This is a genomic window from Pseudomonas sp. LBUM1663 (assembly GCF_059695905.1).
Genome location: NZ_CP166792.1, coordinates 640319 through 663014, shown reverse-complemented (window position 1 = coordinate 663014; position 22696 = coordinate 640319). Strand labels below are relative to the sequence as shown.

Below are 22696 nucleotides of genomic sequence, written 5' to 3'. Positions count from 1 at the left end.
ACTGCACATCAGTGATCGGGCGTGAGAACCCGGGAAACATTAGCCATGCAGTACTCGTATCAGCATAATTGCCGTCAGCTTATCCGCTGCCTGTAAATGCGTTATGGCGGCTGTGTGTGGGCGGACTTCGGTCCGGCCGGTTTCTTGGTTCCCCGGTTTCTCACCCTGCACATAGCTGCCACCCTCTTCGCCGCGTGAGAAACGGCAAGTGGTGGCTCCAACTTGAAAACCAAGGCAGGCACATGAATAAGAAAATTGTTCCAGATCCACCCATCGACACCACCACGCCCGAACCCGAAACATCTCGCGACGAAGACCTGCTCCGAGACCGCGAAGCCATCAAACGCGCCCTCAACTACTACCTGGATCCGCCTGCGCTCTACACCGAAAAACCCCACCGCCCCAGCACGATGTACATGATCGCCCCAAACAACGACACCGAAAGCCTGCTGGTCCATGCCTGTGAATCCCTGGCCTCTGCCAGCGTCCTGGCCAGCGATTTCGCCACCGACCTGATCGGCCCGCAACGCCACAAGGCGATGGCCATCCAGCAAATCATCATGCTCGCCGAACTGGCGGTGAACCGCGCGGTGGATAACGTCGTCCCCACCTGAACACACCGCAAGAAAATGTAGGAGCGAGCTTTTGTGGTGAGGGAGCTTGCTCCCGCTCGGCTGCGAAGCAGTCGTAAAACCTTTGCACGCGGTACACCTGATGCATCGTGCTTGCAGGTTTTGGGGCCGCTTCGCGACCCAGCGGGAGCAAGCTCCCTCGCCACAGGTTTTGTGTTCACTGCAAATTTTCTGCGCCCCAATGTGGCGCGCCTCGTCGCACCACCGCCCCACCCTCGTCCCTTCGTGGTGCGCCACCACCGCGCGCGACCGCTCTAAAACGACATTTCCCTGCCTTTTGCCGACCGGGCACAGCCTTTGCAAAACACCCTTCAGTAGTCCGCATCTGCCAACCCAGAAAAAATTCTAATGTTCATGGAGATCGCACAATGAAGCGTCGTAGCTTGATCAAGGCTTTCACACTCACGGCAAGCATTGCCGCGATGGGCATGACCTGGACCGTCCAGGCCGCCGAGACCATCAAGGTCGGTATTCTGCATTCGTTGTCCGGGACCATGGCGATCTCCGAAACCTCGCTCAAAGACATGGCGTTGATGACCATCGACGAGATCAACGCCAAGGGCGGCGTGAACGGCAAGATGCTGGAACCGGTGGTCGTGGACCCCGCGTCGAACTGGCCGCTGTTCGCAGAAAAGGGTCGTCAGTTGCTGACTCAGGACAAGGTGGCCGTGGTGTTCGGTTGCTGGACGTCGGTGTCGCGTAAATCGGTGTTGCCGGTGTTCGAAGAACTCAATGGCTTGCTGTTCTACCCGGTGCAATACGAAGGCGAAGAGATGTCGCCGAACGTGTTCTACACCGGCGCCGCGCCGAACCAACAGGCAATCCCGGCGGTGGAATACCTGATGAGCGAAGAAGGCGGCAGCGCCAAGCGTTACTTCCTGCTGGGCACCGACTACGTTTACCCGCGCACCACCAACAAGATTCTGCGCTCGTTCCTGCACTCCAAAGGCGTGGCGGACAAGGACATCGAAGAGGTCTACACCCCGTTCGGCCACAGCGATTACCAAACCATCGTGGCCAACATCAAGAAGTTCTCGGCCGGCGGCAAGACAGCGGTCATCTCCACCGTCAACGGCGACTCCAACGTGCCGTTCTACAAAGAGCTGGCCAACCAGGGCCTGAAAGCCACCGACGTTCCGGTCGTGGCGTTCTCGGTGGGAGAAGAAGAACTGCGCGGCATCGACACCAAGCCACTGGTGGGCAACCTCGCGGCATGGAATTACTTCGAATCGGTCGAGAACCCGGCGAACAAGAAGTTCGTGGCCGACTGGAAAGCCTACGCGAAGAAACACAACCTGCCGGGCGCCGACAAAGCGGTGACCAACGACCCGATGGAAGCCACTTACGTGGGCATCCACATGTGGGCGCAAGCGGCTGAGAAAGCCAAATCCACCGACGTCGACAAAGTCCGCGAGGCCCTCGCCGGCCAGACCTTTGCCGCGCCGTCCGGTTACACCTTGACCATGGACAAGACCAACCATCACCTGCACAAACCGGTGATGATTGGCGAGATCCAGGCCGACGGTCAGTTCAACGTCGTGTGGCAGACCGAAGGCCCGATCCGCGCCCAGCCGTGGAGCCCGTTTATCGATGGCAACGACAAGAAGCCGGATTATGCGATGAAGAGCAACTAAGCCACTGGATGTCGGGCTTGGGCATGTCGCTTGAGCCCGACGCAATCCCCTGTAGGAGTGAGCCTGCTCGCGATAGCGGTGGGTCAGACAACATATTTGTTGATTGATAGACCGCTATCGCGAGCAGGCTCACTCCTACAATTAGTCCGCGCAAGGCCTTACATATGCCCATCGCCCTCTACCGCTTTATCTTTGCACTCGCGCTTTTGCTGCCGATGGCCGTACAGGCCAGCGACACCGACGACTTCGTCGCCGCCAACCCCATGCAGCAAGCCAAACTGCTGGAGACCTGGGCCGCGCAGCCCGAATCGGCCCGTATCGAGCTGATCAGCGCCCTGCAACAAGGCGAACTGACCGTCGACGGCCAAACCAAAACCCTGCGCCTGAATAACCGCCTGCGCGGTCTGATCGACACCGCACTGGCCAGCCATCAACTGCTCGCCGCCGACCCAAAAACCCGTCTGGCCGCCGCGCAGCAACTGCAGAAAAGCGCCAAACCCGCACAGTTGAAATTTCTCGACCGGCAACTGGCCGGCGAAAAAGACGAAAGCGTCCACGCCGCCCTCAGCCTCGCTCTGGCCAACCTGCAACTGGTCGACACCGACCCGGCCGTGCGCCTCGCGGCGGTGCGTCTGCTTGGCGAAACCGGCGATCCGCTGGCACGCACCCGCCTCGAAAGCCTGCTGGAGCCGGGCATTGAAGCCGATGCCAACGTGCGCACTGCCGCCGAAACCAGCCTGGCTCAAGTCAAACGCAAACTGCTGGTCGGCGAGATCCTCGGGCAAGCGTTCAGCGGCATGTCCCTCGGTTCGATCCTGCTGCTCGCCGCCCTGGGACTGGCGATCACCTTCGGCCTGCTCGGCGTGATCAACATGGCCCACGGCGAGATGCTGATGCTCGGCGCGTACTCGACCTACGTGGTGCAACTGATGCTCCAGCGCTTCGCCCCGCAAGCCATCGAGTTCTACCCGCTGATCGCGTTGCCGGTGGCGTTTTTCGTCACAGCCGCCATCGGCATGGCGCTGGAGCGCACGGTGATTCGTCACCTCTACGGCCGCCCGCTGGAAACCCTACTCGCGACCTGGGGCATCAGCCTCATGCTGATTCAACTGGTGCGCTTGGTGTTCGGCGCGCAGAACGTTGAAGTGGCCAACCCGGCGTGGTTGTCGGGCGGTATTCAAGTGCTGCCCAACCTCGTGCTGCCGTACAACCGCATCGTGATCATCGCCTTCGCCTTGTTTGTGGTGGTGCTGACCTGGCTGCTGCTGAACAAGACGCGCCTGGGTTTGAACGTGCGCGCCGTCACCCAGAATCGCAACATGGCCGCCTGCTGCGGTGTGCCGACCGGGCGCGTGGACATGCTCGCCTTCGGCCTCGGCTCCGGCATCGCAGGGCTCGGCGGCGTGGCCCTCAGCCAGATCGGCAACGTCGGCCCGGACCTCGGCCAGAGCTACATCATCGACTCGTTCCTCGTGGTGGTGCTCGGCGGTGTCGGTCAGTTGGCCGGTAGTGTCCTGGCTGCCTTCGGCCTGGGCATCGCCAACAAGATTCTCGAACCGCAGATCGGCGCCGTGCTCGGCAAGATTCTGATCCTCGCGCTGATCATTCTGTTCATCCAGAAGCGTCCGCAAGGCCTCTTCGCACTGAAAGGACGGGTGATCGACTGATGAACCAGCCCCTGCTCGTTACCGCAACACAAAAAGCCGGTCCCACGGTCACGATTGCCGTTGGTGCAGTGATCCTCGTTCTGTTGCTGGCGTTGCCGCTGCTCTCGCTGTTATCTCCGGTCAGCGTTTTTCACGTCTCGGCCTACACCCTGACGCTGGTGGGCAAGATTCTGTGCTACGCCATCGTCGCCCTCGCCCTCGATTTGGTCTGGGGTTACGCGGGGCTGTTGTCCCTCGGTCACGGCCTGTTCTTCGCCCTCGGCGGTTATGCGATGGGCATGTACCTGATGCGCCAGGCCTCGGGCGACGGCTTGCCGGCGTTCATGACGTTCCTGTCGTGGACCGAATTGCCGTGGTACTGGACCGGCACCAGCAGCTTCCTCTGGTCGATGTGCCTGGTGGTGCTCGCGCCGGGGTTGCTGGCGCTGGTCTTCGGGTTTTTCGCCTTCCGTTCGCGGATCAAGGGCGTGTATTTCTCGATCATGACCCAGGCCCTGACCTTCGCCGGGATGCTGCTGTTTTTCCGCAACGAAACCGGGTTTGGCGGCAACAACGGCTTCACCAACTTCCGCACGATTCTCGGCTTTGGCATTACCGAGCCGGGCACGCGCGCGGTGCTGTTTTTTGCCACGGTGGTGTTGCTGGTGGCGAGCCTGTTCATCGGCTGGCGTCTGGCGCAGAGCAAGTTCGGCCGGGTGCTGACCGCCTTGCGTGATGCGGAAAACCGCTTGATGTTCTGCGGCTACGACCCGCGGGGTTTCAAACTGTTTGTCTGGGTCTTGAGCGCGGTGCTGTGTGGTCTGGCCGGTGCGTTGTACGTGCCGCAAGTCGGGATCATTAACCCGAGTGAAATGTCGCCGACCAACTCGATTGAAGCGGCCGTCTGGGTGGCCCTCGGTGGTCGCGGTACGTTGATCGGTCCGCTGCTCGGCGCCGGTGTGGTCAATGGCATGAAGAGCTGGTTCACCGTAGCGTTCCCTGAATACTGGCTGTTCTTCCTTGGCGCGCTGTTCATCGTCGTGACCTTGTACCTGCCCAAAGGCGTGATCGGCCTGCTGAAAAAGAGAGGTGAGCAATGAGAGTCACTGCGACGGCTGAATTCATGCTCGAACCGGCGTTTTTCCCGCCGTTGGAACCCAACAAGGACGCCGGCAGCAGCCGCGATGCCATCGGCCTCGGGCAACGTGTCGGTCCCGGCCTGGATACACGCCACGGCACGATCCTGACCCTGGAAGACATCAGCGTCAGCTTCGATGGCTTCAAGGCACTCAACGCTTTGAACCTGTACATCGGCGTCGGCGAATTGCGCTGCATCATCGGCCCCAACGGCGCGGGCAAGACCACGTTGATGGACGTCATCACCGGCAAGACTCGCCCCAGTCACGGCAAAGCCTGGTTCGGCGAAACCCTGGACCTGACGTCGATGACTGAAGTACAGATTGCCCAGGCCGGCATCGGCCGCAAGTTCCAGAAGCCGACGGTGTTCGAGGCCTTGAGCGTGTTCGAGAACCTGGAGCTGGCGCAGAAAACCGACAAGTCGGTGTGGGCCAGCCTGCGGGCTCGCCTCAGTGGCGAACAGAAAGATCGCATCAGCGAGGTGCTGGAAACCATTCGCCTGACGGCCTCGGTCAATCGCCCGGCGGGTCTGTTGTCCCACGGCCAGAAGCAGTTTCTGGAGATCGGCATGCTACTCATGCAAGACCCGCAACTGCTGCTGCTCGACGAGCCGGTGGCAGGCATGACCGACGCCGAGACCGAGTTCACCGCCGAACTGTTCAAAAGCCTGGCCGGCAAGCATTCGCTGATGGTGGTGGAACACGACATGGGGTTTGTCGGGTCGATTGCCGACCACGTCACCGTGTTGCACCAGGGCAGCGTGCTGGCCGAAGGGTCGCTGGAGCAGGTGCAGGACAACGAGCGAGTGATCGAGGTTTACCTCGGAAGATGAAATGGCTCTTGTAGGAGCGAGGCTTGCCCGCGAAGGGGACGCCTCGGTCCAACTGCAAGACCGCGTCATCGTTCTTCGCGGGCAAGCCTCGCTCCTACAGGGGATTTAAGGAGAATCTGAGAATGCTGCAAGTCGACAAGCTGCACCAGTACTACGGCGGTAGCCACATCCTGCGGGGCCTGACGTTTGACGTGAAGGTCGGTGAAGTCACGTGCCTGCTGGGGCGCAACGGCGTGGGCAAGACCACCCTGCTCAAATGCCTGATGGGTTTGCTGCCGGCCAAGGAAGGCGCAGTGAATTGGGAAGGCAAACCGATCACCACGTTCAAGCCGCACCAGCGGGTGCATGCCGGGATCGCCTATGTGCCTCAGGGCCGCGAAATTTTCGGCCGCCTGACCGTGGAAGAAAACCTGCTGATGGGTCTTTCGCGGTTTCCTGGTTCTGAGGCCAAGGAAGTCCCGGCATTCATCTACGAGCTGTTCCCGGTGCTGCTGCAAATGAAACAAAGACGCGGCGGTGACTTGTCCGGCGGCCAACAGCAGCAATTGGCGATTGGTCGCGCACTGGCCAGCCGTCCACGGCTGTTGATTCTCGATGAGCCCACCGAAGGCATCCAGCCATCGGTGATCAAAGAGATCGGCGTAGTGATCAAGAAGCTCGCGGCCCGGGGCGACATGGCGATTCTGTTGGTCGAGCAGTTCTACGATTTCGCCGCCGAACTGGCCGACCAGTACCTGGTGATGTCCCGCGGCGAGATCGTGCAGCAAGGTCGCGGCGAAAATATGGAAGCCGAGGGTGTACGCGGTCTGGTTACGATCTAATCTGAAGCGTCCTGACGATAATTAGAAAACATGAATTTACCTCTTCCCACTGCCCTGTTTACCCCGAGCTGGCATGCCGAGCTGGAATTGGGCTACGCCCGGTTCGGCGACAGCACACGCCCGGTCCTGCGCCGACATAAAGGCCCGCTGCGGGTGCAAAAGCACCTGTATGCCGAAGGCCCGCAAGTGTGCCAGCACATCATCGTTCATCCGCCGGGCGGTATCGCAGGTGGTGATCGACTGGACATCTCGGCCAGCGTCGGCGCGGATGCCTGGGCGCAAATCACCAGCCCGGGTGCCGCCAAGTGGTATCGCGCGGCGGGGCCCGCCTATCAACAGCTGACATTGAAAGTGGCGTGCGGTGCGACACTGGAATGGCTGCCACAAGAGACGATCATCTTCAGCGACGCTCAAGCCGAACTCAGCACCTCGATTGATCTGGAGGGCGACGCCCGGCTGTTTTACTGGGACGTCGTGGCGCTGGGCCGACCGGCCAGTGGCGAGCGCTTCGACCTCGGGCATTTTCAGGCAAAACTGGACATCCGCCGCGACGGCCAGTTGCTCTGGCACGAACGCCAGCGCATTGTCGGGGATGACGGCTTGCTCGACTCGCCGATTGGCCTGGATGGGCAGCCGGTGTTTGCGACGTTGCTGGTGACCGGGGAAATTGATAGCGAACTGCTGGAAACCTGTCGCTCGCTGCCCAATGAAGTGCGCGGGGATCTGACGCAATTGCCCGGACTTCTGGTGGCTCGGTGCCTGGCCAGCGAAGCGCTGTTGGCGCGGGGCTGGTTGATTGAATTGTGGCGGTTGCTGCGGCCTGCGTTACTCGGCCGCGAAGCCCTGCCCCCAAGAATATGGAGCACCTGAACACCGATATCCTTGTAGGAGCCGGCTTGCTGGCGATGGCGCCAGTAAGTACGCCATCGCCAGCAAGCTGGCTCCTACAAGTTGTGTGTTTACAGATCCGATTTTTTTATCTGCCCAGATGGATTCCAAACGATGGACTTGACCCCACGCGAAAAAGACAAGCTGCTGATCTTCACCGCCGGCCTCGTGGCCGAGCGGCGTTTGGCGCGCGGCGTGAAACTCAATTACCCGGAAGCCATGGCCTACATCTCCGCTGCGCTGCTCGAAGGCGCGCGTGACGGCCAGACCGTGGCCGAACTGATGCACTTCGGCACCACCCTGCTCAGCCGCGAACAAGTGATGGAAGGCATCCCGGAAATGATCCCGGAGATCCAGGTCGAAGCGACGTTCCCCGACGGCACCAAACTGGTCACCGTTCACCAACCCATCGCCTGAGGACGCGTCATGACCTATCACATCCGCGATGCGCTGCACGCCGACCTGCCGGCGATTCGCGACATCTACAACGACGCCGTGCTCAACACCACGGCGATCTGGAACGAACAGGCCGTGGACCTGGGCAACCGTCAGGCGTGGTTCAGCGCCCGGCAAGCCCAGGGTTATCCGATCCTAGTGATCGTCGACGGCGATAACAGCGTGCTGGGCTACGCTTCATTTGGTGACTGGCGGCCGTTCGACGGTTTCCGCCACACCGTCGAGCACTCGGTCTACGTGCGCAGCGACCAGCGTGGCAACGGTCTCGGTCCGCAATTGATGAAGGTGCTGATCGAGCGCGCCAAAGGCTGCGACAAACACGTCATGGTCGCGGCCATCGAAAGCGGCAATGCCGCGTCTATCCGTTTGCATGAACGGGCCGGTTTCGTGATCACCGGAGAGATGCCGCAAGTGGGCACCAAATTCGGCCGCTGGCTGGACCTGACTTTCATGCAACTGACCCTCAATCCTGGCGCGGAGCCGCCGCCTGCCAACAAGGAGTAACGCCCGATGAACGCTGCCCAACTGCGCCGCGTCAATGTTGAAAGCTTTGCGCACTATCGTCAGGGTTTGATTGATCTGCTGCTCGACGCCGTCGGCTATGGCGCCAGTGTCGGGTTCATGGCCAATCTGGATGCCGCCGCGGCCCGCGCCTATTTCGATGACGTTCAGGACAACCTGAACAAGGGCAACGTGCTGCTGTGGGTGGTGGTCAAGGACGAGCAGGTGCAGGCCAGCGTGCAGCTGACCCTGTGTCAGAAAGCCAATGGCCTGAACCGTGCAGAAGTGCAGAAACTGCTGGTGCGCGAACATGCGCGCCGCCGTGGCCTGGGCCAACAATTGATGAGCGCGCTGGAACAGGCCGCGCTCCAGCACAAGCGCGGCATGCTCTACCTCGACACCGAGGCTGGCTCCCCCGCCGAGGACTTCTACAAAGCCCTGGGCTACACCAAAGCAGGTGAAATCCCTGATTACGCCTGCGACCCGAGCGGCCAGTACAAACCGACCGCCCTCTACTACAAGATTCTTCAGGGAGCCCATTGATGATTCCCGGTGAATACCAGATCCAGCCCGGCGACATCGAACTCAACGTCGGCCGCCGTACTGTTAGCCTGAAAGTGGCCAACAGCGGCGACCGGCCGATCCAGGTCGGCTCGCACTATCACTTCTTCGAAACCAACGACGCCCTGACCTTCGACCGTGCGGCCAGTCGTGGCATGCGCCTGAACATCCCCGCCGGCACCGCCGTGCGCTTCGAGCCGGGGCAGAGTCGTGAGGTTGAGCTGGTGGACCTGGCCGGGCATCGCCGGGTGTTCGGGTTTGCCGGCAGGGTCATGGGTGACCTCGACTGACATGCTCACCTGTGGCGAGGGAGCTTGCTCCCGCTCGAGTGCGAAGCGCTCGCTAACCCGAAAAATAGAGAGTGCCTGAAGAAATCCGGTTAAAGGCTTTAGGGCTGCTGCGCAGCCCAGCGGGAGCAAGCTCCCTCGCCACAATGGATCGCAGGTTGCCACCCATCATTTACAAGGCGAACGAATGAAGATTTCCCGTCAGGCCTACGCCGACATGTTCGGCCCCACCGTCGGTGACAAGGTCCGCCTGGCCGACACCGAGCTGTGGATCGAGGTGGAAAAAGATTTCACCACCTATGGCGAAGAAGTGAAATTCGGCGGCGGTAAAGTCATCCGCGACGGCCAGGGTCAGAGCCAACTGTTAGCCGCCGAGGTCGTCGACACGGTGATCACCAATGCGCTGATCATCGACCACTGGGGCATCGTCAAGGCTGACGTCGGCCTCAAGGATGGACGCATCGCAGGCATCGGCAAGGCAGGCAATCCGGATGTGCAGCCCAACGTCACCATCGCCATCGGCGCCAGCACCGAAGTCATCGCCGGTGAAGGCATGATCCTCACCGCTGGCGGCATTGACACGCACATCCATTTCATCTGCCCGCAGCAGATCGAAGAAGCGTTGATGAGCGGCGTCACCACCATGATCGGCGGCGGCACCGGCCCGGCCACTGGCACAAACGCCACCACCTGCACGTCCGGGCCGTGGCATCTGGCGCGCATGCTTCAGGCCGCCGATGCATTCCCGATGAACATCGGCCTCACCGGCAAGGGCAACGCCAGCCTGCCGGAGCCGTTGATCGAGCAGGTCAAGGCCGGCGCCATCGGCCTCAAGCTGCACGAAGACTGGGGCACCACCCCGGCGAGTATCGACAACTGCCTGAACGTCGCCGACCAGTACGACGTACAAGTGGCGATCCATACCGACACCCTCAACGAGTCGGGCTTCGTCGAAACCACCCTCGCCGCCTTCAAGGGTCGCACCATCCACACCTATCACACCGAAGGCGCGGGTGGCGGTCATGCCCCGGACATCATCAAGGCCTGCGGCTTTGCCAACGTGCTGCCGAGTTCGACCAACCCGACCCGACCGTTCACCCGCAATACCATCGACGAACACCTCGACATGCTCATGGTCTGCCACCACCTGGACCCGAGCATTGCCGAAGACGTGGCCTTCGCCGAAAGTCGCATCCGCCGCGAAACCATCGCCGCCGAAGACATCCTGCACGACCTCGGCGCGTTCTCGATGATCAGCTCCGACAGCCAGGCCATGGGCCGTGTCGGCGAAGTCATCACACGCACCTGGCAGACCGCCGACAAGATGAAAAAGCAGCGCGGTGCGCTACCCGGTGATGGCGAGGGCAACGACAACTTCCGCGCCAAACGCTACATCGCCAAGTACACGATCAACCCGGCAATCACCCATGGCATCAGCCATGAAGTGGGCTCGGTCGAGGTGGGTAAATGGGCGGATCTGGTGCTCTGGCGTCCGGCATTTTTTGGGGTCAAGCCGACCTTGATCCTCAAGGGTGGTGCCATCGCAGCCAGCCTGATGGGCGATGCCAATGCTTCCATTCCGACTCCGCAACCGGTGCATTACCGACCGATGTTTGCCAGCTACGGCGGCTCGTTGCACGCCACCAGCCTGACCTTCATCAGCCAGGCCGCGCAGGAGGCGGGCCTTCCCGAGGCCTTGGGTTTGAAGAAGAAAATCGCAGTGGTCAAAGGGTGCCGCGAGGTGCAGAAAACTGACTTGATCCACAACGACTACCTGCCGACCATCGATGTCGATCCGCAGACCTATCAAGTCAAGGCCGACGGTGTGCTGCTGTGGTGTGAGCCAGCGGATGTGTTGCCGATGGCCCAGCGATATTTCCTGTTTTGATCAGTGGATCGGACTGAAATCCCGGGGGCCTGGCGTACCAGGTCCCCGGAAAAAGCAGCAGCAATCAAACGTCCGGCTGTACGACAAAGGGGAGTTCTACCCTCTGCAGTTTTGCCCGGCCGATTGCCTGTTGAGTGAAGGTTTTGACCAACTCCTTTTGCTCTTCATCGATCGCATTCAATTCAGCGGCGTATTGCGCATCGGTCATGGTGCGTCCCGGTGCAAAGTCGCTTTCCGGCTTCTTAAGTTCAGCGCCGAGCACCGTGAGTTCTTCCTTCAACCGAGCCTTTTGCTCAAGGGAAAGCGTTGTGTCGTTCGCACGCATGTCCAACGCCATGTAGAAGTCTGTCGTGGCATCGATCCGGCGCCTGAACACTTTGAAAGCACGTCGGTTGACACCCTCGACATAGGATGACCAGAACGGCTGCTCGACCAGCAAATCACTGAGTAACTCCCCTTCCTCAAGGTCCAGCACACGCAGATAAGCATCTTCGGTCATCTGCGATGTGACACCCGCGATCCCTCTGAACTGCATGTTGCGAGACTGCCAGGGCAGGTCCAGCCGGTCGGCAAGATCGGTCATGAACGCCAAGTGAACTTCCACCTCATCAATCGTACCCGTCACCTCCCCCGCGGCGTTGATGCGCCTAAACGCCTCGCCCATCGCCTCGCGCTCGGAAATGGTTTTGCGAGCAATCCTGCTCAGTTCATCCAGACGTGACTTGCCTCGCGCCAGCGACACCAGCTCCCCTTCCACCAGCGCGGGATTGGCCAGTTCATAGGCCTCGTGAATCAACACTTCCAGGCCCATGGCATTGAACAGTTGCGCGCCGGCATCGACGCACGCCGTGGGCACCGTGGTCATGGTGAAGAGTTTTTGCCGAAGCTCGGTGTTTTTGGACATCGCCTCGAGCATGCGCCAGACCTTGGCGGTCATATCGACCCGAAACCCGGGGTCGTTCTTGAAATGCCCCGACTCGGTGAGTTTACGGATCTCGTTGAAAAACCCGACCGATCCGTGCTCATCCTCGACGCTGTTCCAGACCGCTTGTTTCGCCACCCATTCCGGCCGGGGCATGCCCGCCTCCCAGTCGAGACTGTCGCGCACGCCGCGTGGTGGATACGGTCGATCCGGGTCAAGGCCGACGGACTCGATGTAGTCCCTGAGCGTCTGCAGATTGGCCTCCGCCAACCACTGCGGATCACGGCTCAGCACCGTGCGAGCCAGCAATTCCGCCTGCACGGAACCCAGGGGTACCGCCGGGATTTGCGTGATTTCGTTGCCCTGCATATCCAGGAAAAAATGCCGGAACCGCGGTTGTGCGAACAGCCCCTGCGGCCAGGTATGAACGCCGGTGTCAGTCAGGATCAGCGTATGCAACATTCTCATGCTGCCGATATCCGGGGCTTGCCCCAACGGATTGCCAAACAGGTCCAGGGCCTCAAGTCGTGTCAGGTTGCGCAGGTCCGCGATGCCTTGGGTATCCAGGACAATACGGTTGCCTCGCATGCTGAGTTCCGTCAGCCCGCGCATGCGGCGGATGGCACGTGGAACACCGGTGAGCGCATTGCCGTTGACGTTGAGCAAACGCAAACGGGGGAAATGATCGAGGAAGGAACTGTGTGCGTCGGTCAATTCGGTCAGGGTCAAATTGAGGTTTGTGACGTGATCGAAATGGCCTTCCAGGGCGGGCATGGTGCGCAGATGACGCCCCAGTGGAATGTTTTCCAGGTCGAGCACAACGCCCTGCAGATGACCGAATGAATCCACATGGCGCAACCCGGTGTGCTGCCAGCATTCCCTGACCGCTTTGTACAAGGCGTTTCTGGATTGCCATTCGGCGACGCCAGCAGGCGTGAAGCTGTACGCTTCGGTCGGCGATTTCAACCAGCGTTGAAAATTGGCGTTGAGCCGATCGAATTCCGCCTCGATTGCGCTCGCCCTCTGCGCCGGGCTGAGTTCGCTGCCACTCGCCTGCAGATAGGCCAAGGCTTCGTCCTCGGTCCATCCGGGACGCACGACACGCACCCGCTCTTGCGGCGTGATGGGCTCGTTGACTCTGTGCAGCCCATGAGCAACCCCACGCATGCCGCCCCGCAGACGCATCGTGGCAGGGTCATACGCCGGTTTGCGCACAGGGTTATCCGCGAGCAGCGCGCTGAACGTGTCCCGTGGCAGCGGCGCGTTTTGAACGGCGAGCTTGAGCGTGGCGCCTTGATTGACGTGATACCCCAGCGCGTTTCGTTCGGCGTCAGGCAGGGCATGCAACACGGAAGCATAAAGATCATCGGCCCCGTGCAAATGCAGATCATCGGCATCGCGTGCCTGGTACTGGCCGTCCTCGCTGACCAGGATTCTGCGGTAGGTGGCATCCGTCGGGCCGACACTGTCGCGCAACGGTCCGTCGAAAGAAAACGCACGGATTTCAATCCTGAGGTTCGCGGGCCAGTCGGGTAGCGCCTGCATCGAATGCAAGGCCAGCCGCTCGGTGTCCACACCGTAGGGCGCATCGAGGAAGAGCCCTTCATAAGCGCGCGCGGTTCGTATCGCCTGCAAGGTGACTCTCACCCGCTCCTTGAGTTGCAAGGGGATGCGCGACGGCTCGGTGATGTTGAGCAGGTCTTGCGGCTCAATGTCGGCGAGCAACTCCCGGGCTACCGCCGTGGGGAGCCCATTGAACGCGTCCTGAAGCACCCGAACTTGCGGGTTTTCGGTCAGCTGCAAACGACGATTCAGCGCGTCAAACAGAGGTCCGCGACGACTGCCTGCTCGCCCTGCCAGCAGGTTTTTCAAGGCGTTGATGCGGACTCGCTCGTCCGTTGAAATGCCCTGCCCGAGCATCGCGTGAATGTCGGTCTCGTTGGCAAACTTCACGGCACGCTCCGGCAGTTTTCCTGCGCTGACCTCGGCACGGCTGATCTTCAGCGTGTCAGCTGGCAGTGCATCGACGTTACCAAATTTGATCGAGCGCCCGCCGTGCCCAGAGCCGTCAAACAGCTCGATGCTTTTCTGCTCAGGCCATCTCGGCAATTCAACCAGCAACTGCGGCACTTGCTCGACGAACGCTTGCGGAACCTCGTTGAGCCTTATCTGCCCGGGCAGCTTTTGCACCTCGGCCCAGGCCTGGAAGCGTTCGATCGTGTCGGTCAGCAACGCGGGCGGCGGGTCGCTGACGACATGCAAACGACGCAATTCGTCCTCCCCCATGCCGCTGACGAGACGAATCTGTTCCAGGGTGTTATCAGAGAAGCCCTCGACCGTCGGGCCAAGGCGCCGCATGAGGGTGGTTTTGTCCCACTCGATGGGGCGGTCGAGTTCGGTCTTCCACGCGCCGCAACCGTTGTGCTCCAGTGTCGGCTGATAAGCCTGTGGCCGAGTCGGGTGTTGCAAGCGTGGCTGGCCGGTGCGGGGATCGTTTATGACTTCGAAGTGTTGGTTTTCATGCTTGAGGATGTCCTTTTCGCTGTGCCGGTACAGACCCTGCTTGCCGGGCTTCGCCTTTGCGGGCAACACCATGTCATGGGCGTAGGGCGAAAGGTCCGGGTTCCAGAGGCGCGTCTTGCCGTCAGCCAGCTCAACCTTTTTCAACCGGTCGATAAACGCTGATGGTTTGACAGTCGCCGTCGCACCGGCCGGCAAGACATGCCCGGCGCCCATAATGGCCAACTGCGCGAAATTGATCATGACGCTGGTGAGATGGGACGCTGCTTCTTCCTTGTCCCCCTTGCTCCAGTCCTCGAAGCCTTCCAGGGTTTCCAAAACCATCTGCCCGGCCATGACGGCCAGCATCGCTTCGCCCAGACCGGGAACCAACATGGCGCCGAAGTTGAACACGTTCCAGCCGATGTTCAGATAGCTGTTCAACCGGTTCCAGCGGGTGGTGGCATCTTCATCGCCAGTCGGCACGGCGATTTGCCGCGCATCTGCAATCGCCTTCTCCCTGCGCCACAGACTTGTTTGCGTCCAGAGATCGCCTGAAATGAGATGGGTGACAGGCTCTGCGTTGGCGTTTTCAACTGCGGTTTCCCGCCACCACGGCCCCATGTCCAGCGGCTCGCGCTGTTTCCAGGTGTATGTCGAGAGACGCTCGCGAACCCGGGCGAAAAACTTGCCCTGGTCTTTTTGCGCCACGAAACGGCTGAAAAATTGCTGGTAGCCTGGCGAGCGCAACTGGCTCGTCAATTCCTTCATGAAATCAGTGAAGGACTCATATTCCTTGAGGGGGTGGTCGGGATCATCGGGAACATATGCAAGCAGCGTCCCCTCCAGACGACTTTGTTGATAAGCATCATCCCGTTGCAACATGGCCTCAACAAGACCGCTGGGGCCATTGGCGAAAAACGCCTGGAGCAGCTTGAACTGTTCAAACTCCTGCCCCGGGAGCAGTGCCAGGCGTCGCGACCATTCCAGCATCGTTCGTTGATGCTGTGGAATCAGCGCGTCGTAAACCCGTTTGATTTTTGAAGGGTCCGCCACCGCACTGAACAACACAATGCCGGACAGTCTGAAGCCCATGATTGAAAGCCTATGGCTTTGCAGGGGCCGACGCCGTATCAGAATGCCTTGTTCGTTGTCACGGATCTGCCGAAGTTTCCCGTAGCCATAGAACGTGATGTCTTTCTTCAGGTACGCGATCAGCGCCGATTCGTGAAACGCGGCTTTTTCACTGGCCGTGCATTGCCGCACGACAGTCGCTCTGGCCGTGACCGCCTCGGGCATCAGCAACGCTTTGATGTGACGTTGGTATCGCGCACCGATATCGAGCGTCCGGCACAGGGCGGCAAATCTTTCGACCGTGAGCGTATGTCGCGAAAGTTCGTTTTCGTCGTCCCTGGTGAAGATGCCCGAGCCATCGCGAAACGCCCCCGCCTGCGTTTCGGGGGCCTCGAAATTGTGCAAGGCCGCTTCCAGCAATGACGATTGCCTGAGCCGACTGGCATGGGTATCGATACCAATGGCCAGATTGGCTGGGACGTACAGCCGAATCAGCGTCGCGTTGACGTCCAGTTCCAGATTCAAATGCTCTTTCAATGCCTGGACCAGCAAGGGCTCGGCGAAGGCAAGAATGTCCTGCTGCACATTCTTCAGCGTCTCGTCCAATGGCCCCTGCAGGCGCCAGCGCTCGTCGATCAACTCCTTGAGGTACTGGCGATCCATGGCCCTTGAACTCAAATACCATTCCGCAAATTCCGGTTTCGAATGGGCAAAGGCAACCAGGCGCGAGGCGGGTGCGTCTTTTACCTGCGGGGGCAGTTTGCCCAGCAGATAATCACGATAAACATTGCGCTCCACGTCTCTTGCCTGCCCGGCAATGACGGGGCGATCTGGCGTATCCGAACGTTCGCTCATTTCGCAAATCCTTATGCGATGAATTGAACCACCAGATTATTGAGAGGCGACGAAAACAAAAGATCAAAAAACAGCGCCGAAATCACGAATACATCAACGTCGCATCCGATTTAAGAATCTAAAAAACAAGTAATTACCACCCGCTCCCCGCGCAAAGGAGCGTCCCCGCGTAATGGTAGTTTTTAGCGGGCGGCAAAGGGGCTAAGATGCGCCAGACTTCCCACCAGGAAACCGGACATGCGCTTACCCGACTTCATCAGGCAACACGTAGACCGTATCGTCGATGAATGGGAGCAGTTCGCCAGCACCATTACCCCGGCGGCCGAGCACATGGACAGGCTCGCTTTGCGCGATCACGCCAAGGCCATTTTGCTGGCCGCCGCGCGTGACATGACCACTGCGCAAACCTCCAGCGAACAGATGGCCAAGGCCAAGGGCGAAGGCCCGGAAAAAACCCCGAGCCTGGACGAGGCCGGCGCCAGTCATGGCGAACTGCGGCATACCGTGGGGTTTGATCTGGTGCAGATGACATCGGAGTTCCGTCATTTGCGTGCGTGCGTCATCCGTTTGTGGGTCGACAGCCTGGCGTCACCGGACCTGGCCTATTTCCAGGACATGATCCGATTCAACGAAGCCATTGACGAAGCACTCGCCGAATCCACCGCTGCCTACGCCGAGCAGGTCAATCATTCGCGGGATATCTTTCTGGCGATCCTGGGGCATGACCTGCGGGCACCGTTGCAAGCGGTGAGCATGTCTGCCGAATTGCTGCTGCGCAAAGCAACACTTGAAGGCGATGCCCTGGCTTGCGCGGTCAACATCAAGCATAGCGCGCGGCACATGGCGGCGATGGTCAGTGATTTGCTGGAACTGGTGCGCAGTCGCCTGGGTAAGAGCCTGCCGATCGAACCGGCACCCATGGACTTGGCCGATGCCGTACATGCGGCGATTGCCGTAGCCTGCGCCGGTAACCCCGAGTGCGATCCGACGGTCCACGTAAAGGGTGACACCCAAGGTGCCTGGGATGCCGGACGGGTGGCTCAACTGTTGCAGAACCTGATCGGCAACGCGTTGCAGCATGGTTTGAACAAGCGGGACACGACGCTGACCCTGACAGGCGAGCCAGACACGGTTCGCCTCACGGTGCACAACTACGGCGCTCCGATACCCGAGGATGCGATCGGCACGATTTTCGATCCGCTGGTGCGCAGCGCGGACGAGCAACTCGGCCACCCCTCCACCAGCCTTGGCCTGGGCTTGTTTATCGTCAAGGAAGTGGTCGATGCGCACGGGGGAACGATCGAGGTCAGTTCCAGTGAGGCGCAGGGGACGATGTTTACCGTGGTGTTGCCGCGCAAGGTTTAACACCGACGGACCGCGTCATCGTTCTTCGCGAGCAAGCCCGCTCCCACACTGGATCTGTGTACACCGCACTCATGTGGGAGCGGGCTTGCTCGCGAAGGGGCCCTGTCAAACGACACGAAACCGTCAGAATGCTTACTCGACCACCAACCGCCCCAACCGCTGCTTGAGCATGCGATTCTCGGCCCGCAGTTGCTGGACCTCTTCAAGCAGATCCAGCGCCAGGGCGACGCCTTCCCACTCCAGTTCCAGATCGCGCCGCAGCTTGGCGGCGCGCTTGGCCAGTGCCAGCTCATAATCGTTGAAAACCCAATCCTTGGGCTGCTTGCCCTGAGGTTCGAGGATGCCGTGCTCGACGATTTCGATCACGTAGACGTCCGACAGGTCGGTCGCCTCACAGAATTCTGCCATGTCCAGTTGAACGATCAGGGGGTTGCTCATGATGGGCTACTCCGTCTCTTGGATCAGAAATTTTCTCTCGGGTCGAAAGCGGCTTTTTTCGCCAGTTCCTGCCACAGCGCCTTGACCTCATCGCTCGAGGTCTTGGGCATGACCGCCTTCAATTGCACGAACAGGTAGCCACGCTCGCCCGCCTTGTTCAGCAGACCGTGCCCCTTGGCGCGCATGCGCTGGCCATTCTGGCTGCCAGCCGGCACCTTGAGGTTGATCTTGCCTGTGAGTGTAGGCACGGCCACTTCGGCACCCAACGCCAACTCCCAGGGAGCCAGCGGCAAGGTAATGATCAGGTTCTCGCCTTCGACGTCGAATTTCGGGTGCGGCGCAAAGCGAATGATCAGGAACAAGTCGCCATTGGCGCCGCCACCGATGCCTGGAGCGCCCTGGCCCTTGAGGCGGATGCGCTCGCCGTCGGTCACGCCGGCCGGAATTTTCACGTTCAGGCTTTTGCTGGTGTTGCTGACATGCTGGCCGGCAGCGTTGTATTGCGGCACCTGGAAGGTGACTTTCTTCGACTCGTTCGAAAGAGTTTCTTCCAGGAAAATCCCAAGTTCCATTTCCACGTCTTGCCCCCGACGTCCGGCACTGCGACGCGACTCTCCACCGCCAAAACCAGGACCACGGTTGCCGAAGATCGAACTGAAGAAGTCCGAAAAATCGCCCGTGTCCTGACCACCACCAAAACCACCGCCGCCACGACCCTGCCAGCCCGGCGGCCCCTGGAACGGTTGGCCGTGCTGGCCGTACTTGCGCAAGTCGTCGTATTCGGCGCGCTTGTCGGCACTTTTCAGCGCTTCATAGGCTTCCGAGGCGTCCTTGAACTTGGCCTCGGCGTCCTTTTCCTTGCTGACATCGGGGTGGTATTTGCGCGCCAGTTTCCGATAAGCCGCCTTGATGGTCTTATCGTCCGCGGTCGGTTCCACACCGAGAATCTTGTAATAGTCTTTGAAGTCCATCGAGGGAATCACCATCCGTTATCGATATCGCGCCGTCACCGGCAGTCTGCGCGTATTTCCAGGCGCCGGGTTGACCGATCTCAAGTTTGTGACCGGGTAGCGCGTCAGAAGTTTATCGGCAGCGGTGGGCGGTACTTGCGACCGTCCGATGGCTGCCAGGCTCAATGCAGACAAGTTTGGGGCATCCGGCCATCTTATCAAGGCGCCATTGGAGTATTTAGCGGATAGTCGGCCTTCGAATCTGCGCCGCACTGACATACACTGCGCGGCCGTTTTTTAACCGGAACCTGAAAGTCATGAAAAACGCATCTCCAGCCCGTGCCTGTGGTATCGACTTCGGCACGTCCAACTCCACCGTCGGCTGGCTGCGCCCCGGCATGGAAACGCTGATCGCGCTGGAGGACGACAAGATCACCCTGCCCTCGGTGGTGTTCTTCAACATGGAAGAACGCCGCCCGGTGTACGGCCGACTGGCGCTGCACGAGTACCTGGAAGGCTACGAAGGCCGGCTGATGCGCTCGCTCAAGAGCCTGCTGGGCTCCAAGCTGATCAAGCACGACACCAGCGTCCTCGGCACGGCGATGCCGTTCAAGGACCTGCTCGGGCTGTTTATCGGCCAGTTGAAGAAGCGTGCCGAGACAGCCGCCGGTCGGGAATTCGAGGAAGTGGTGCTGGGTCGCCCGGTGTTCTTCGTCGACGACGATGAAATGGCCGACCAGGAAGCCGAGAACACCCTCGTGGACGTGGCCCGCGCCATCGGCTTCAAGGATGTGTCGTTCCAGTACGAACCGATTGCGGCGGCATTCGACTACGAGTCGACCATCGAAAAGGAAGAGCTGGTGCTGATCGTCGACATCGGCGGTGGTACGTCCGACTTCTCGCTGGTGCGCCTGTCACCGGAGCGCCGCACCCACGACAACCGTCACGATGACATCCTCGCCACCGGCGGCGTGCACATCGGCGGGACCGATTTCGACAAGCAGCTGAGCCTGCAAGGCCTGATGCCGCTGTTCGGCTACGGCAGCCGCATGAAGAGCGGCGCCTACATGCCCACCAGCCACCACATGAACCTGGCGACCTGGCACACCATCAACTCGGTGTACTCGCAGAAGTCGACTCTGGCGCTGGGCAGCATGCGTTACGACATCGAAGACACCGGCGGCATCGATCGCCTGTTCAAGCTGATCGACCAGCGCGCCGGCCACTGGCTGGCCATGGAAGTGGAAGAAACCAAGATCCAGCTGACCCACGCCGACAGCCGCCACGTGCCGCTGGACCGTATCGAGCCGGGCTTGAGCGTGGAGCTGAGCCGGGCGCTGTTCGAATCGGCCATCGACAACCTGCTGGAGCGCGTGCGCAACAGCGTGACCCAACTGCTGAACGACGCCAACGTGCGGGTCGATCAGGTCGACACGGTGTTCTTCACGGGCGGTTCGAGCGGGATTCCGGCGCTGCGCAACAGCGTGTCAGCGATGTTGCCGAATGCGCGGCATGTTGAGGGGAATATCTTCGGCAGCATTGGTAGCGGGTTGGCGATCGAGGCGATGAAGCGTTACGGCTCGATGGACTGACAGAAAGCCCCTGTGGCGAGGGGGCTTGCCCCCGTTGGGTCGCGAAGCGGCCCCCCTCATCCCCAAAAGAAGGGACTGCTGCGCAGTCCAACGGGGGCAAGCCCCCTCACCACAGTAGATCAACAGCGGATCAAACCATCCCCACCTGCTTCAACTCGCTCTTGAGGTACGCGTAATAAATCGGCCCCGCCACCACCCCCGGCAGGCCGAACGCGGCCTCGAACACCAGCATCGCCAGCAGCAACTCCCACGACTTGGCACTGATCTGCCCGCCGACAATGCGCGCGTTGAGGAAGTATTCGAGCTTGTGGATAAAAATCAGATAGCCCAGCGCCGCCATGGCGACCCAGATCGACAGCGACAAGCCGACAATGGTGATCAGCGTGTTCGACATCAGGTTGCCGATCACCGGCAGCAGGCCGAGCAGGAAGGTCAGCACGATCAGGGTTTTGGTCAGCGGCAGTTTGATGCCGAACATCGGCAGGATCACCGCCAGGAAGATCCCGGTAAAGAAGGTGTTGAGCAGGGAAATCTTGATCTGTGCGAACACGATGTTGCGAAACGCCTGGACCAGCAGGTGCAAGCGGTCGAACAACGCGGCAGCCAGCGGCTTGCGCTTGGTCACATCCGGGATGCGCTGCAAGGCGATGATCGCCCCGAGCACCATGCCGATCAGCAGCGTCACAAACATGTGCGCCGCATCCTTGCCGACCAGTTGCAAGTCGCTCAGGTGTTTGCTCATCCACTCTCCGATGGCCACGCGGAATTCGGCGGCACTGGCGGGCAGATAGGCGTCGATGAACGGCGGCAGTTGCCCGCGCGCGCGGTCAACCACGTGCATGAACTTGTCGAGGGACGCGCCGGGGTTTTCCGCTTCGTGCAGCAAAAAGCTGATGGCGCCGGCAAAGATCAGGGTCAACACACTGACCACTAACGTCCCCAGCAATGCCACAGCCAGCCAGCGCGCGCGCCGACCTTCGATCAGCCGCTGCAATTGCGGGGTGAGCATGTTGACCAGTTCGAACACCAGCAACCCGGCCAGCAGGCTGGGCAGCAGTCGCAGCGGGATCACCAGCAGCAAACCGCCAAAGATGATGACCCAACTGATCAGCAGCAAAACGTGGCGTTGAGAAAACGTTGGCATACAGCCTCAAAACGAACGACGTAAAAGGATTGGCAGTCTGCCAGCGTTCGCAGGCCAGCACTAGGGATTGTGTAGGTCGACCTTAGTGGGGCATTGGCGATTTTTTGCAGCGCCCATGCCGGCCTCTTCGCGAGCAGGCTCGCTCCCACAGTTGTCTTGCGCACACAGATCCATTGTGGGAGCGAGCCTGCTCGCGATGGGGCCATTACAGCCACCGCACATCTCCCGCTCCAGTTATTTTTTCTTCAGGCAATCACTCATGAACGCTTTGCGCTCGTCACCCTTAAGCGCTTTAGTCGCAGCATCGGCGTTGCAGGTTTTCATTTTCTCTTGCTGAGGGGTCAGGGTCTTGGCGTCATTGGCGGCCGGCGCCGCCTTGAGGCAGGTGCTCATGAAGGCTTTGCGCTCGTCGCCCTTGAGGCTTTTCGCGGTAGCGTCAGCGTTGCAGGTGGTCATCTTGTTCTGTTGCGCAGTGGCGGCGAAGCCCTGGGCACTAAGCAGCAAACCGATCATCAACAATGGGACACGCAACATCTTCATGGAGTTTTCTCCTTGTTGCCGCACCGAGGGGTGC

The 22696-nt window shown here is 60.4% G+C and carries 19 protein-coding genes; 14 read left to right on the top strand and 5 right to left on the bottom strand.

Annotated features, from left to right (window positions below; translation table 11 throughout):
* Positions 1-242: 242 nt before the first annotated feature.
* The 12 genes from ACA075_RS02945 (at position 243) to ureC (ending at position 11283) form a co-directional block, all read left to right on the top strand.
* The gene (locus ACA075_RS02945; protein WP_497297215.1) at positions 243-614 is read left to right on the top strand and encodes a DUF6124 family protein; all 372 of its coding nucleotides are present in this window, start codon (positions 243-245) and stop codon (positions 612-614) included.
* Positions 615-1000: 386 nt separating this feature from the next.
* On the top strand, positions 1001-2266 hold the full coding sequence (gene urtA / locus ACA075_RS02940) for an urea ABC transporter substrate-binding protein (RefSeq protein ID WP_497297214.1): 1266 nt from the start codon (positions 1001-1003) through the stop codon (positions 2264-2266).
* 164 nt (positions 2267-2430) lie between these two features.
* Positions 2431-3933 carry an urea ABC transporter permease subunit UrtB gene (urtB, locus tag ACA075_RS02935; protein ID WP_497297213.1) on the top strand — a complete coding sequence of 501 codons (1503 nt, stop codon included), beginning with the start codon at positions 2431-2433 and terminating at the stop codon, positions 3931-3933.
* The gene (gene urtC, locus ACA075_RS02930; RefSeq protein ID WP_497297211.1) at positions 3933-5012 is read left to right on the top strand and encodes an urea ABC transporter permease subunit UrtC; all 1080 of its coding nucleotides are present in this window, start codon (positions 3933-3935) and stop codon (positions 5010-5012) included. Before urtB ends, urtC begins: the two co-directional genes overlap by 1 nt.
* Positions 5009-5881, top strand: a complete 873-nt coding sequence (urtD, locus tag ACA075_RS02925) for an urea ABC transporter ATP-binding protein UrtD (RefSeq protein ID WP_497297210.1) — start codon at positions 5009-5011, stop codon at positions 5879-5881. The genes urtC and urtD overlap by 4 nt, the downstream gene beginning before the upstream one ends.
* A 122-nt stretch (positions 5882-6003) precedes the next feature.
* Positions 6004-6702, top strand: a complete 699-nt coding sequence (gene urtE, locus ACA075_RS02920; protein ID WP_077748951.1) for an urea ABC transporter ATP-binding subunit UrtE — start codon at positions 6004-6006, stop codon at positions 6700-6702.
* A 30-nt stretch (positions 6703-6732) separates the two neighbouring features.
* Positions 6733-7572 (top strand): urease accessory protein UreD, encoded by an 840-nt coding sequence (locus tag ACA075_RS02915; protein ID WP_497297208.1) that lies wholly within the window; start codon positions 6733-6735, stop codon positions 7570-7572.
* Between the two features lie 132 nt (positions 7573-7704).
* Entirely contained in the window at positions 7705-8007 is a 303-nt protein-coding gene (gene ureA / locus ACA075_RS02910) for an urease subunit gamma (RefSeq protein ID WP_007907366.1), read from the top strand.
* Between the two features lie 9 nt (positions 8008-8016).
* Positions 8017-8550: a GNAT family N-acetyltransferase gene (locus tag ACA075_RS02905; protein WP_497297207.1), complete on the top strand. Its 534-nt coding sequence runs from the start codon at positions 8017-8019 to the stop codon at positions 8548-8550.
* 6 nt (positions 8551-8556) lie between these two features.
* A complete protein-coding gene (locus tag ACA075_RS02900; protein ID WP_497297206.1) occupies positions 8557-9090 on the top strand; it encodes a GNAT family N-acetyltransferase in 534 nt (177 codons plus the stop codon).
* Positions 9090-9398, top strand: a complete 309-nt coding sequence (locus ACA075_RS02895; protein WP_497297205.1) for an urease subunit beta — start codon at positions 9090-9092, stop codon at positions 9396-9398. Before ACA075_RS02900 ends, ACA075_RS02895 begins: the two co-directional genes overlap by 1 nt.
* Positions 9399-9582: 184 nt before the next feature.
* Positions 9583-11283 carry an urease subunit alpha gene (ureC, locus tag ACA075_RS02890; RefSeq protein WP_497297204.1) on the top strand — a complete coding sequence of 567 codons (1701 nt, stop codon included), beginning with the start codon at positions 9583-9585 and terminating at the stop codon, positions 11281-11283.
* 64 nt (positions 11284-11347) lie between these two features.
* On the opposite strand, the gene ACA075_RS02885 is transcribed toward ureC, so the two are convergent.
* Positions 11348-16633 (bottom strand): NEL-type E3 ubiquitin ligase domain-containing protein, encoded by a 5286-nt coding sequence (locus ACA075_RS02885; protein WP_497297202.1) that lies wholly within the window; start codon positions 16631-16633, stop codon positions 11348-11350.
* Positions 16634-16870: 237 nt separating this feature from the next.
* Here ACA075_RS02885 and ACA075_RS02880 point away from each other — a divergent pair, with 237 nt between their 5' ends.
* A complete protein-coding gene (locus ACA075_RS02880) occupies positions 16871-17998 on the top strand; it encodes a sensor histidine kinase (RefSeq protein WP_497297201.1) in 1128 nt (375 codons plus the stop codon).
* Between the two features lie 132 nt (positions 17999-18130).
* On the opposite strand, the gene ACA075_RS02875 is transcribed toward ACA075_RS02880, so the two are convergent.
* The gene (locus tag ACA075_RS02875) at positions 18131-18436 is read right to left on the bottom strand and encodes a chaperone modulator CbpM (protein WP_094469361.1); all 306 of its coding nucleotides are present in this window, start codon (positions 18434-18436) and stop codon (positions 18131-18133) included.
* A 23-nt stretch (positions 18437-18459) separates the two neighbouring features.
* Complete coding sequence (locus ACA075_RS02870; RefSeq protein WP_219093719.1) at positions 18460-19407, bottom strand: DnaJ C-terminal domain-containing protein; 948 nt, start codon at positions 19405-19407, stop codon at positions 18460-18462.
* Between the two features lie 296 nt (positions 19408-19703).
* On the opposite strand from ACA075_RS02870, the gene ACA075_RS02865 reads away from it, so the two are divergent.
* The gene (locus ACA075_RS02865) at positions 19704-20978 is read left to right on the top strand and encodes an Hsp70 family protein (protein WP_497297200.1); all 1275 of its coding nucleotides are present in this window, start codon (positions 19704-19706) and stop codon (positions 20976-20978) included.
* A 130-nt stretch (positions 20979-21108) separates the two neighbouring features.
* Here ACA075_RS02865 and ACA075_RS02860 read toward each other — a convergent pair whose 3' ends face one another.
* Positions 21109-22122, bottom strand: coding sequence for an AI-2E family transporter (locus ACA075_RS02860; protein WP_219093713.1), 1014 nt, complete (start codon positions 22120-22122; stop codon positions 21109-21111).
* Between the two features lie 234 nt (positions 22123-22356).
* The gene (locus ACA075_RS02855) at positions 22357-22662 is read right to left on the bottom strand and encodes a PsiF family protein (protein ID WP_497297199.1); all 306 of its coding nucleotides are present in this window, start codon (positions 22660-22662) and stop codon (positions 22357-22359) included.
* Positions 22663-22696 lie beyond the last annotated feature (34 nt).